Below are 12,460 nucleotides of genomic sequence, written 5' to 3'. Positions count from 1 at the left end.
GTAAAAAATCGAGCGAGGATTGTACCTGTTTGAGTCAGGATTGCCATGTCGGTGTTGGCACTCGCTCTTGGATTAAGAACAAGAGCGAGTGGGGAAGAGCTTATTGCAGTTTTTGTAATGCAAGCTTCCACTGTGCCGGTTTGTCGTAGTAGGTCGAGTGCGGCAAGGTCAAGTACTCGCCATTTACTTCTGCAATCAGGGTTGGATAACCACCAACGTGTAACTGTCGCATCAATTGTCGGCTAGAGCGAATTCTCTCATCTAGTTCGGCTTCGCTTAACGCCATGTTTTGCTCCCACGCATCACTTGTTAAACCTAGCGATTCTGCAATGGCTTTGAGCGTCGATGCTTCATTCACTTTTAACCCGAGCTGATAATGCGCAGATTGGATGGCCTTTAGCATGTGCCATGGATTCAGCCCCATTTTCTCCGCACTCAAGATCGCTTGTGTGGGTAGATAAGAATCAAGAACAAACGCATCTTCGCTTTTCACGCGTTGCAGATATGCTTCACCAAACGTTGCTCCGGTTTCGGTTGCGATACGAGCGTCACTGTTGATGATGTGCTGACGAAATTCAGATTCAATCGCGCGTTTCTCAATCATACCGCCGGGATGAAGCTCTACCTTAAATTGAGAGGTGTCCATCAAGGCTTCGATGAGTGGTGATGCCCCGTAGCACCAACCACACATGGGATCGAAGAAGTAATGCACGGTTACCATGACATTTCACCAGTATGCACTTTAGCACCGATTTCTAGCGCGATTGGCAATTGAGCTTCTGGGTATTTCGCTGACATGGTGTCAATGAGTTGAACGCTGTTATTGCTGTGTTTTTTCGCTTGCTGAAAATCCTGCAAGTATTGTTGCGAGTAGCGAATGGTGTCTGCGTTCAGCTTTGTGCCTGCTTTCATGTGACCAGGAATGACCACTTGAGGTTTAAGCGCAAGCATCTCGCTAAGTTGTTGCTCCCAAGCATTGATAGCGGTTTGGTCAGCGGCATCGGCCATCCACAAATGTACGTTTGAGTACACGGCTACGTTACCTAGAATCGCTTTGTTATCTGGAATCCATAGGTAAGGGCGGTGTGCTGATGTGCCATGGTTACCACGGATTTCAATCTTATGACCTTCTAGCTCTAATGATGCTTTATCGTACGCGACAGGGATCACTGGTTTTACCGGTGCGTTTGCGCCAAGCTTTGGCCCCCAGTACGCCAGCTTTCCAGCCAATTTCTCTTTAATAATTTTTTGAACCGCTGGCGTTGTGATGATCTGCGCATCAGGGAACTGTTGGTGTAAGGCCTCTGCGCCAAAGTAGTAATCTGGGTCCGCTTGGCTGATAAAAATGGTTTTAAGCGTTTTGCCTGAGTCCAGCACTTTAGCGGCAATGCGCATCGCGTCAGCTTTGGTGAAGCCAGTGTCGATAACCATGGCGTCAGTCTCACCGTATACCAAGGTTGAGTTTACGTGGAAGCTGTTACCGTCGGCGTTGTAAACCTCAAGAGTAAGGGGAGAGTGGTTTGCCGCTAGAACAGGGCTTGCCATTAAAATGGATGCAGCAATCAAAGTGAATTTTTTCATAATAAGCTCCTAAAGAATTTGGGGCCAAGCGACGATGGCTTGGGAACGGGAGCTATATTAGGAAATTGATACGCTCGAAAAAATACACAATAATGTGCATCACTATTTCTTATTTCGAGCAAATGTATGGATAGAGTAACGGCAGCAAAAGTATTTGTAGATGTGGTGTATTCTGGCAGTTTTACCGCTACCGCCGAGCGGTTAGACATGTCTCGGCCAATGGTGACTCGTTATGTAGAGTCGATGGAGAACTGGCTACAAACTCGTTTGTTGCACCGCACTACGCGCAAGGTGTCACTCACCACCGCAGGGGAGCGCAGCTTGCCTCAGATTGAGCGCTGGTTAAAACAGGCCGATACGTTGACGTCGAACATTGCCGCTGATGGTGAGCTGTCCGGAAAAATCCGTCTTGCGTCTAGTACTTCATTTGGATTCTCACAGTTGATCCCCGTAGTAAACAGTTTTATGCAAAAGCACCCCAAAGTGTATATCGACATAGATCTGCAAGATTCAGTGAGTGATCTAACCGAACAACGTATCGATCTGGCGATCCGAATTGCGTCAGATCCCGATCCTTCTTTGATTGGTAAGCCGATTGCGGTGTGCGAATCGGTGTTGGTAGCATCACCGCAATATTTACAAACTCACCACGCGATCGCGCATCCCCGAGATTTATCTTCACACGACTGTTTGGGTTACAAAAACTTTGAGCGTCACGTATGGCATTTGTCTCAGGGCGACCAGTTCGAATCGGTGGGAATTGAGTGTCGCCTAACCAGCAATGAGGCCACGGCGTTATTGCATGGCGCTTTGCAAGGCATGGGTATTTCGATGCTGCCAACCTATTTGAGCAATATCTATCTCAAATCGGGTCAGCTTGAGTCGGTGTTGCCGGATTGGAAGCCAAATGATCTCAACATTTACGCGCTGTATTCATCACGTAAACACTTGTCTCCTGCGGTGAGAGCTTTCATCGATCACAGTGAAGATTACTTTAAACAGCATCCTTGGTAATAGCGAAAGGCGTCGTCATCCCGACTTGAGATTCATACAAGATCCTGTACCTTACATGGATATATTTTCGCAGCGTCATTTAGAGTTTTAGTTAATGTCACAAGTTCGCATCAAATTTATTGCTTCCGATATGGATGGCACATTGCTTGACCAATACGGTCGTTTGGATCCAGAGTTTTTCGATCTGTTTTTGCAACTGGAAGAGCAAGGTATTTTGTTCTCCGCTGCGTCTGGTCGTCAGTATTACAGTCTGCGAGACACGTTCGCGCCAATCAAAGACAGACTGTTGTATGTGGCTGAAAACGGCACCTTAGTGATGTACCAAGACAATGAGCTCTACAGTTGTACCATTCCTAAAGCGGAAGTGTTGGAGATTGTGAAAGCGGCTCGTGAGATTGACGGGGCGAACATCGTATTGTGTGGCAAGCGCTCGGCGTACATCGAAACGCATGATCAGCAATCGCTGGAAGAATTTCAAAAGTACTACCACCGCTGTGAATATGTGCCGGATTTGCTTGAGGTCGAAGACGAGTTTATTAAGGTAGCAATTTGTCACTTTGATGGTTCGGAAGAGCTCCTGTTCCCGACCATGAACGCAAAGTTTGGCGCAACGCATAAAGTCGTGGTGAGTGCAAAAATCTGGCTGGATGTGATGAATGCCGAGGCCTCTAAAGGTGCGGCCATTCAGCATCTTCAAGAGACGATGAATTTTACTCCGGCAGAAACTATGACGTTTGGTGACTACCTCAATGACCTCGAAATGCTGCAAGTCAGTGAGCATTCGTACGCGGTTGCCAACGCGCACGAAGAGATTAAGAAAATTGCTCGTTATTCTGCGCCAAGCAACCAAGAGGCTGGGGTACTCAAAGTGATTAAAGAGAAAGTATTAGCGAAGTAACGCTCATTCTTTCGATGTTATTTTCTTCTTCACGTAAAAAGCCCCGCAGTGTATGCGGGGCTTTGTTTTTTTGGGGGGAGTAAGGTTCCCGTTTTAGCGTACGTACTTGGCGGTTGCGCTGACTAAAAAGTGCTGCAATTTCCCGTCTGATTTTGGCACCCACAAGTCGTTATGATAATGGTAAATACGGCCATTGACGGTCACAGACAAGGTATTATCACCCGTTTTCTCCATGCGAATAAACTGATCCGAAGTGACCAAAAACGGCTCTTGCTCTTCAATGCTCTGGCCCGTTGCTAATACGAAGTAGCCGAATCGGTTGCCAGCATCCGGATCGGTTGAGTAGATTCGATGTCCAACGAGGCTGTAGTCGTCGTTGAGTGCCTGCTCAAGCGTTTTTTGCCCGATGGTTTCGTGCGATGGAATAAATACCCAAGCCAACACACCTGCCGCAATGACTGCCAGTAGAAGCAGTACTTGCATGAACTTTCTCATCATATATACCGTTTAACGTTGAAATTTCATTTTGTACATGCGCTTATCCGCTATGCTGATAAGAAAGTCAACATTGTCACTGTCTTTAGGGTATTGCGCTAAGCCCATGCTTGTTGAAAGTGTTGAGACTTTATCGGAGTTTAATATTTGTGCATCAAAGACGGTATTTATCTGCTCACGTACGTTCTCTTCATTGAGATATTCACCTTCAAGGATAACCGCGAACTCATCTCCTCCCATGCGATAAACAGTAAAATCATTGAGTGCCATAGAATTAAGCCGCCTAGCGATTTCCCGCAGTACAGTGTCGCCAACTTGGTGTCCGTGTGTGTCGTTGACTTCTTTAAAACCATTTAAATCTAGAATCCAGAGAGAAAAGGGCCTTTTTTCTTGAGTAAATTTGTTTAGGGTTATGAATAGTGCATTGCGGTTCCCTAGGTTCGTCAAAGGGTCGCTTAGCGCCAATTTTCTATGAAAATGGGATTCACGATAAAAGAAATAAGTTAGAGAGATAATCGACAAAACGAACGTCGCAAACAACATATATTGTGCTTGCATTAAGCGCTGGGTTTGACCTTTTTGTGCTTCATAAGCTTTACTGCTTAGACGGAAGTTTTGATTAACGAAGTCTATTAAGCCTAAATATAGTGTTTGAGTTGAACGATAAAATGCAGCAGCAGCTTGGCTGTCACCTGTTCTAGCTTCCACTAGTTGTTTTTCTAGCTCTTTGAACTCTTCAAAAAGATTAATGAAGTAAAGGTGCATGTTGTTCCGAGAAAAGAACTTATTGGCTTTCGTGCTACTGGTCAATAAGTCAAAGCGACTCCACGCTAACTCGTATTGAAGCTCTGCACCATCAATATTCAATACGTTTTCATCTAACCGTCTGGCCTCGCCGACAAGTTCTGATAGTTCTTTGGAGAGTTGGAATAAAAACCAAGTCGCTTGTTTTTGTTCGTTATTAAAATTTTGTGAGAGTGAACGTGTTTGCTGTAAAAGCACGACATTCGCGAGAAGCAAAGAAACGGCAAACACCACCAGCAGCATTTTGCTGGTGGTAGAATATTGCAATATTCTTTGTTTCTTAGAATAGGGTTCTGATAACTTCATTCTTATTATTTTTCTTTTATTTCATTTACTTGCCATACCATTTGCGCATGATATTTATTGTAGTTTAGCTCTGGATAGAGATTGAGTGGATATATCACCCAGAAAGGGCCTTTATTCCTGACTTTTATGTAATTCTGATCTTGTTGATAAGCCAGTATTGGTTGATATCGAAGAATATCTTGTCGGGACAATGTCGAGTGATAGTCGTTTAAGCTGCTGATATCAACCTGCTCTGGTACCTTTCCGTAGACGTGTGTAAGCAGCGTGCTGAGTTTAACGCCTAAAAACTCTGACGAGGCAGGAAGCCAAGGCAATGTCATCGTGTAGCTAGTGGTAGGTAAAGCTTGGATCTCTTCCAGTTCCAGTATGACACTAGGCTGCTGGCTACTACTAAATACGATCGTATTTGCAGACAAGAATGGCGCAACAAAAAACAGACCTAGCGCGACTATCTTTTTCATCATATGCCCTTTTGAGTTTTATTCTTTTTTCTTAGCTAGGACAAAGGTGCTAGCGGTAATTTATTTATAATTATAGAGCCAACCGGATGAGATTTTATAATACGTTATGTTTCAAAAATAACTGTCGGTTTACGTCACGTCAAGGTTATTAAGTTGCTTCTTAATTAAAAGCTCAGAGTATTGGGATGATGGTAGAGTTTCGTAATGATTTCGCGGTATTTAATTGGTTTTTAGTGCAACTTTGTGTCATTTTTAATAAAGATACTGTGTCGGAAATGAGAATTTAATAAGGCGAGAAATGGATGTCGAATTTGTTCTTAAGTTACATTATTTTACATATTTAAATCATCGATATTCAGATATGTATTTGTTAGTACGTAAAGAAAATAAAGTCACCTAGTTTTGGTGACTTTATTTTTTATTTCATGAGCTTACTTAAATTAACTATGCAAACAAATATTTTGCATGGAAGTTGAGGTGCTCTTCAATAAAGCTTGAGATGAAGTAATAGCTATGGTCATAGCCTGGTTGCATTCTCAAGGTTAGGTTTGAATCGTGTATTCTTGCCGCAGCAATCAGCGCTTCCGGTCTAAGCTGCTCATTTAAGAAGCCATCAGCATCACCTTGATCAACCAAAATTGGTAATGGTGATTGTTGTTGTTTTAGAAGTTCACTTGCATCGTATTGCTTCCAGCTTTCAAGCTCCTTGCCTAAGTAAGCAGTAAAGGCTTTTTGTCCCCAAGGGCATTGCATTGGGTTACTGATTGGACTGAACGCTGAAATAGAACGGTACTGTTCTGAATTTTTCAGACCAATGGTGAGCGCTCCGTGGCCGCCCATACTGTGACCGGAAATTGACTTCACGTCAGAGACTGGGAAGTTACTTTCGATGATCGCAGGCAACTCCTCAGTCACATAGTCGTACATACAGTAATGCAGTGACCAAGGTGCTTGCGTCGCATTAAGGTAAAAGCCAGCTCCTTTTCCTAGGTCATAGCTTTCGTCGTCAGCGATACCTTCGCCTCTCGGACTTGTGTCTGGTGCAATGATCGCAATGCCAAGCTCGGCCGCCATACGAAATGCGCCCGCTTTCTGCATAAAGTTCTCATCGGTACACGTTAAACCAGAGAGCCAGTATAGCGCGGGTACGGGATTTGATTTCGTTGCGTTAGGTGGCAAGAATATCGCGAAGCGCATGGTGCAGTTTAGGGCATTGGATTCGTGTGTATATTGCTTGTGCCAACCGCCAAACACTTTGGCTTGGCTTACATTTTCAATGGTCATGAATAAACTCTCTAATTAGCAGAAGGAATTCAGGCTCCCCAAAAGGAGAGCCTGAGGCAGCATTATTGATCCATATGGATAACTGTTCGGATGCTCTTACCTTCATGCATCAGATCAAACGCTTTGTTGACGTCTGCTAATCCCATTGTGTGGGTAATGAACTCCTGTAAGCCGAATTCACCAGCCATGTAACGGTTTACGATTTCTGGAAGCTCAGAGCGACCTTTAACGCCACCGAAAGCGCTGCCACGCCATACACGACCAGTTACCAGTTGGAATGGACGAGTTGAGATCTCTTGACCTGCACCAGCAACACCAATGATGACTGACTCACCCCAACCTTTGTGACAGCACTCAAGTGCTTGGCGCATCACGTTTACGTTACCGATACATTCGAATGAGTAGTCAACACCACCGTCTGTCATTTCAACAATCACTTCTTGAATTGGCTTGTCGAATTTTTGTGGGTTGATGCAATCAGTTGCACCAAGTTGTTTCGCTAGGTCGAATTTGCTTTCGTTGATGTCTACACCGATGATGCGGCTGGCACCAGCCATGCGAGCACCGATGATTGCAGAAAGACCGATACCGCCGAGACCAAAGATTGCCACTGTGTCGCCTTTTTCAACTTTAGCTGTGTTTAATACCGCACCCATACCAGTGGTTACGCCACAACCTAGAAGACAAACTTCTTCAAGTGGTGCTTCTTTGTTTACTTTCGCTAGTGAGATTTCTGGAAGAACCGTGTACTCAGAGAAAGTAGAACAACCCATGTAGTGGAAGATAGTTTCGCCGTTGATAGAGAATCGGCTTGTGCCATCTGGCATTAGGCCTTTACCTTGCGTTTCACGAACGGCCTGACATAGGTTCGTTTTGCCAGATTTACAGAACTTACACTCACCACATTCAGCAGTGTAAAGTGGGATAACGTGGTCGCCAACTTCAACGCTTGTTACGCCTTCGCCAACCATTTCAACGATACCGCCACCTTCGTGACCAAGGATTGAAGGGAAGATACCTTCAGGATCGTCACCTGATAGTGTGAATGCGTCAGTGTGACAAACACCAGTTGCTACGATGCGTACTAGCACTTCGCCGGCTTTTGGAAGTTGTACATCCACTTCTTCCATTTTAAGCGGCTCACCTGCAGCCCAAGCGACCATTGCTTTTGATTTTATGTGAGTTTGACCAGGTTTGATTTCAAGCGACATTGGATGTTTCCTTTATATTTTCAGTATATGGAGTGACGTAATAAGCGTAGTTAAGGTTTGCTTACCGCGCTTCGTCGTTTTGTTGGTGCTCATTTTAGGTGTTTCAGTAAAAATGATAATCCGTCCATTTTGAAAATGATTTTTACATATGCGTAATAATGATAAGGTGAGCGTGTAAAAAGAGTGCGATGCCTCCTTAAAGCGGAAGGGAAATGGAAAAGGTGATTGACCTGAAGTTAGATAGAGGGGCTAAAGTAGAAAACTGTCAAACCATCAGCTAAGTAAGAGTGATTATGAATAAGACGGATCTGAGTGCCTATTTAACCAAGCTAGGCTTGCCTAGTGAATTGCCCGCCGATTTGGAGTCATTGCACAGAATTCACGTGGCGCAGCATCGTTGCCTGCCGTTTGAGAATTTTGACATCGCATTGCAGCGAGGCGTCTCTGTTGAGATTGAAGATATTATTCAAAAAACCGTGTACCACTCTCGCGGTGGTTACTGCTTTGAATTAAATGGTTTAATGCTTGATGTGCTCAACACTCTTGGGTTTGAAGCGCGAAGTTTGCTAGGGCGTGTACATGTGTCTGGTACACCAACAGGTCGTAGTCATCAAATCACGTTAGTGACGTTAGAGGAACAAACATGGATTGTCGATGTGGGTTTTGGCTCCAATACCCCTCGAGCGCCATTGCCATTTATCCTTGACCAAGTGATTCAGACGGATTTACAAACCTTCCGTTTTGTCAAAGATGCTCAGTTTGGTTATTTCCTCCAAGTGCTTTCAACCGATGGAACGGACACGTGGAACAATCTATACAGCTTTGACCTAGAGTTTGTGTTTGCTGGTGACATTGCATGTAGCAACTTCTTTACCTCGACTTCGCCTAATTCGCGTTTTACTAGCGCAAGGGTCGCTGCTAGAGCGACAGAAAGTGGGTTGGTGACGCTGCTTAACTACACACTCAGATGCACAAATCATGAAGCGCTAACAGAAATAGAGCTAGAGCCAGGTCAAGCCTACCTGGATGCGTTGAAAGAATATTTTGGTATTGAGCTTGATGCGCAATACGACGATCTTCGTCCGTTACCTGACGCGTAAAGTTTTCCCGTTTTCAAAGCGTAGCTCGACGAGAACAATGTAATCACTATTTGTCTAGAAGAGGTCGACAGGAATACAGCATGGCGAATTGGGAAGGAGTCAGCGAGTTTGTTGCCGTAGCGGAAACTAACAGCTTTACAGCTGCCGCGGCTAAACTGAAAACGTCAGTGGCACAAATCAGTCGCCGCGTATCGGCACTTGAAGAGCGTCTTGCGGTTAAGTTACTGCATCGCACGACGCGAAAAGTTTCTCTGTCTGAAGCTGGACAGCTTTATTATCAGCAGTGCAAACACTTGGTCGAAGGGCTAGAACTAGCTGAGCTTGCTGTAACGCAAATGCAAACCGAACCGCGAGGTTTGCTGCGTGTGACAGCGCCTGTGACCTATGGGGAAATGAACCTCGCACCGCTCTTGCATCAGTTTTTGGAGAAGTACCCGCGTGTGGACCTCGATTTAGTTCTGACCAATCAAAAACTGGATTTGATAGAGCAAGGGGTAGACGTGGCGATTCGTCTTGGCCGCCTGCAAGATTCCAGCATGATCGCAAAGCGTCTTTCGTCGCGTCAAAATTACGTGTGTGCTAGCCCTATGTATTTGGAGCGATTTGGCGAGCCTCACACATTATCCGAACTGGCTCGACATCAGTGCCTAGTTGGTTCGGTCGATTATTGGCATTTTAAGGAAAATAAACGCGATAAGTCTTTGCGCGTATCGGGGAGAATTAAATGCAATAGTGGTTTTGCGCTAATGGGCGCCGCCAAACGTGGTTTGGGTTTAGTGCAGTTGCCGGACTATTACGTTCAAGAAGCTCTAGATAACGGTGAGCTAGTCGAGGTGCTGACCGATTACCGAGACGACCGTGAAGGCATTTGGGCACTGTATCCACAAAGCCGAAATTTATCGCCCAAAGTGAGGTTGTTAATCGACTTTTTAGCGCAGGAACTAGCGGATTAGAGTTTTCATGAACTTTAATACAACTGAAGTTGCTAAAACGCCCAGTGATGCCGGGCGTTTTTATTAGGATGAGAGCTGGAATCGAAAAGACATGAATCACTATTGGTTGGATTCCGCGTCTTCACGTTTAATCACTTTGTGCCCATCTTCAGACACGCCTTGCTTCCAATAGCTGCTGATGTAGATATTCTCGCGATCGACTTCTTTCTCATTGCGGAAATATTGGCGCAGCGCGCGCATTGAATCGAACTCACACGCACACCATACCGAAGCGTTACCGTCTAACCACTCGAGTTCGCGAACGCTATCAGCCAAGGTTTGCTGTTCAGTTAGCCAAATCAACTCCATACCGGCTGGCGCTTGTAGGGGTTGAATGTCGGCTGGAGACATCACGCTGATCACAGCGTAGCCTTTGGCCTCTTGTGGCAACGTACGAATTTTCGCAGAAAGCGCTGGAAGTGCGGTCATATCGGCAGCCATGAAGAACCAATCCGCCTCAGTATTTAAGTTGGAGATGCTACCTGGCCCAACAATGCTGATCGTGTCGCCTTTTTGCGCGGCCATTGCCCAACGCGCTGCAAATCCGCATTGCAGATCTTGCGTTACGTGTCGGACGAAATCCACTTCGATTGAACTGGTTTCTGGATGAAAGCGTCGGATAGTGTAGGTGCGCATGATTGGTCGGTCGTCTTCTGGCAGGATGCTCAGATCCGCGCCGCCCATATCGTTAAACAGTAATTTGATGTAACTGCCTTCGCAGTCACGAGGAAAGTGGCTCAGCGCCTCACCTTGCAAGGTAATGCGCTGCATGTTTGGAGTGATGGTTTCTGTGTCTGTGACAACAAGCGTTTTAGGTTGAGGCTTCTTTTTCATTGTTACTTTACTCGATAATTATTCTCTTTCTCATTTAAAGATTATCAAGTTCCCTAACAAGAGGGTAGCGTCTTTAAACAAATTTACACTGTGAATTAACGCCAAAGCCTCAAGCAAAATGCAGTATCTGTCCTTTCCCAATTACGTAAAGTGAGTCGTTTTTTAACCCAAAATAGACTTATATCATTGGAATCGTAGACAAAAGCAACAGCGCAGCCATGCTGTAGTTGAACCCCTTAACGCGTTTATCGGTGGTCAACCAACGCTGCAATTGCATACCTGCCGCCGTCCAAAATGTTACCGATGGCAAGTTGGCTAAACAGAAGATACCGGCGATAAAAGTCAGTTCGAGCCATGCACCGCCACTGCTGTATACCGTAATGGCCGTCAACGCCATCGACCAACCTTTTGGGTTCACCCATTGGAATGCAACAGCCCCTAAAAAAGACATCGGGCGAAAATCGTGTTTTGCTTCGGTTTTGTCGCTGGTGGCGATTTTGTACGTCAAGTACAGCAAATAACTCAAGCTCAATACTTTTAAAATCGAGTGGGTTAGCGGGTAGGCATGGAACAGGCTCATCAAGCCAATACCCACCAAAATTAGCATGGCACCAAAGCCGAAGGTAATGCCCAACATGTGTGGGATAGTGCGTTTAAAGCCGACATTTGCCCCTGAGGTCATCAACATAATGTTATTGGGACCCGGCGTAAAAGTGGAGACAAAAGCGAACAACGCCAAAGCGCCCAGTTGATGATATTCCATAGATTGTTCCTTGAATCAGTTCTCGATAAGTAAAGAACAACTATAAGTAGAACTGAGGTCAATATTGTGCTTTTATTTGATGATTAGAAACTAAATAAGCAATGAAACATCATCATGGATAGATTTGACGAAAGAATATTGCAAGTGCTCAAACGAGACGGAAGAATCTCCAATGTGGAGCTGTCGGAACGCGTTGGTTTATCTCCGTCTGCAACCTTACGCCGAGTGCAAGATTTAGAGCGTAAAGGCGTGATCAAAGGCTACCGAGCGGTACTGGATAATCAGCAACTTGGCGTGGGTTTTGTCGCTTATGTGTCGATTGGTTTGGCCTCGCACTCTAAGCAGGCGCAGTTGGGTTTCGAAGAGCATGTGCGTTTTGTAAACGAGGTGGTGGAATGTCACAACATCACTGGTGCGAACGAGTATTTGCTGCGTGTGGAAACGCAAGATCTCGCCGCTTATAAAGCGTTTCACGCTGATGTGTTGGGTGAGTGCGAACACGTCAAGTCGATCACAACCATGGTGGTGATGGACACACCAAAAGACGAGCGCTAGCCAAACGAGAGTGACAGTTTTTGTGGCACACGAATTTGAAGTGACTCGAAAGAGTCAGTCGAGTATGAGAATGGTTCACAACAAATGCTGGAAAGCAGATGGCACTCTTACAATTTCCATATTTATTCTCACCTTCTAAATAATCCCATCCTGCTAGTTTTG

General features: G+C 45.2%; 14 protein-coding genes. 5 read left to right on the top strand and 9 right to left on the bottom strand.

Features of this window, described 5'->3' with window-relative positions:
- Positions 1-100: 100 nt before the first annotated feature.
- Together R7O12_RS09615 and R7O12_RS09610 are read right to left on the bottom strand one after the other, a co-directional pair.
- Entirely contained in the window at positions 101-721 is a 621-nt protein-coding gene (locus R7O12_RS09615) for a DsbA family protein (protein WP_104980307.1), read from the bottom strand.
- Positions 715-1,581 carry an MBL fold metallo-hydrolase gene (locus R7O12_RS09610; RefSeq protein WP_017633829.1) on the bottom strand — a complete coding sequence of 289 codons (867 nt, stop codon included), beginning with the start codon at positions 1,579-1,581 and terminating at the stop codon, positions 715-717. The genes R7O12_RS09615 and R7O12_RS09610 overlap by 7 nt, the downstream gene beginning before the upstream one ends.
- A gap of 126 nt (positions 1,582-1,707) precedes the next feature.
- Between R7O12_RS09610 and R7O12_RS09605 the strand changes: the two genes are divergently transcribed.
- Positions 1,708-2,595: a LysR family transcriptional regulator gene (locus R7O12_RS09605; protein WP_054575261.1), complete on the top strand. Its 888-nt coding sequence runs from the start codon at positions 1,708-1,710 to the stop codon at positions 2,593-2,595.
- A gap of 94 nt (positions 2,596-2,689) precedes the next feature.
- Entirely contained in the window at positions 2,690-3,493 is an 804-nt protein-coding gene (locus R7O12_RS09600; RefSeq protein ID WP_017633831.1) for a Cof-type HAD-IIB family hydrolase, read from the top strand.
- Between the two features lie 93 nt (positions 3,494-3,586).
- Here R7O12_RS09600 and R7O12_RS09595 read toward each other — a convergent pair whose 3' ends face one another.
- The 5 genes from R7O12_RS09595 to R7O12_RS09575 form a co-directional block, all read right to left on the bottom strand.
- Positions 3,587-3,976, bottom strand: a complete 390-nt coding sequence (locus R7O12_RS09595) for a hypothetical protein (protein WP_005374387.1) — start codon at positions 3,974-3,976, stop codon at positions 3,587-3,589.
- A 24-nt stretch (positions 3,977-4,000) separates the two neighbouring features.
- Complete coding sequence (locus tag R7O12_RS09590) at positions 4,001-5,098, bottom strand: GGDEF domain-containing protein (RefSeq protein ID WP_054576500.1); 1,098 nt, start codon at positions 5,096-5,098, stop codon at positions 4,001-4,003.
- Between the two features lie 5 nt (positions 5,099-5,103).
- Positions 5,104-5,559, bottom strand: coding sequence for a hypothetical protein (locus tag R7O12_RS09585; RefSeq protein WP_005374384.1), 456 nt, complete (start codon positions 5,557-5,559; stop codon positions 5,104-5,106).
- Positions 5,560-6,003: 444 nt separating this feature from the next.
- A complete protein-coding gene (gene fghA, locus R7O12_RS09580; RefSeq protein WP_062730862.1) occupies positions 6,004-6,843 on the bottom strand; it encodes an S-formylglutathione hydrolase in 840 nt (279 codons plus the stop codon).
- Between the two features lie 62 nt (positions 6,844-6,905).
- Positions 6,906-8,054, bottom strand: coding sequence for an S-(hydroxymethyl)glutathione dehydrogenase/class III alcohol dehydrogenase (locus tag R7O12_RS09575; protein ID WP_017821027.1), 1,149 nt, complete (start codon positions 8,052-8,054; stop codon positions 6,906-6,908).
- Between the two features lie 293 nt (positions 8,055-8,347).
- Between R7O12_RS09575 and R7O12_RS09570 the strand changes: the two genes are divergently transcribed.
- The gene (locus tag R7O12_RS09570) at positions 8,348-9,154 is read left to right on the top strand and encodes an arylamine N-acetyltransferase family protein (RefSeq protein WP_005374380.1); all 807 of its coding nucleotides are present in this window, start codon (positions 8,348-8,350) and stop codon (positions 9,152-9,154) included.
- An 80-nt stretch (positions 9,155-9,234) separates the two neighbouring features.
- Entirely contained in the window at positions 9,235-10,107 is an 873-nt protein-coding gene (locus tag R7O12_RS09565) for a LysR family transcriptional regulator (RefSeq protein WP_017633836.1), read from the top strand.
- Positions 10,108-10,206: 99 nt separating this feature from the next.
- Here R7O12_RS09565 and R7O12_RS09560 read toward each other — a convergent pair whose 3' ends face one another.
- Together R7O12_RS09560 and R7O12_RS09555 are read right to left on the bottom strand one after the other, a co-directional pair.
- The gene (locus R7O12_RS09560; RefSeq protein ID WP_170897416.1) at positions 10,207-10,980 is read right to left on the bottom strand and encodes a siderophore-interacting protein; all 774 of its coding nucleotides are present in this window, start codon (positions 10,978-10,980) and stop codon (positions 10,207-10,209) included.
- A 178-nt stretch (positions 10,981-11,158) separates the two neighbouring features.
- A complete protein-coding gene (locus tag R7O12_RS09555) occupies positions 11,159-11,743 on the bottom strand; it encodes a LysE family translocator (RefSeq protein ID WP_054578560.1) in 585 nt (194 codons plus the stop codon).
- A gap of 114 nt (positions 11,744-11,857) precedes the next feature.
- On the opposite strand from R7O12_RS09555, the gene R7O12_RS09550 reads away from it, so the two are divergent.
- The gene (locus R7O12_RS09550) at positions 11,858-12,298 is read left to right on the top strand and encodes an Lrp/AsnC family transcriptional regulator (protein ID WP_005482841.1); all 441 of its coding nucleotides are present in this window, start codon (positions 11,858-11,860) and stop codon (positions 12,296-12,298) included.
- Positions 12,299-12,460 lie beyond the last annotated feature (162 nt).

This window comes from Vibrio sp. Vb1574 (assembly GCF_033338675.1).
Note: the sequence above shows the minus strand (reverse complement) of the source record. Positions and strands in the feature narration are given on the sequence as shown.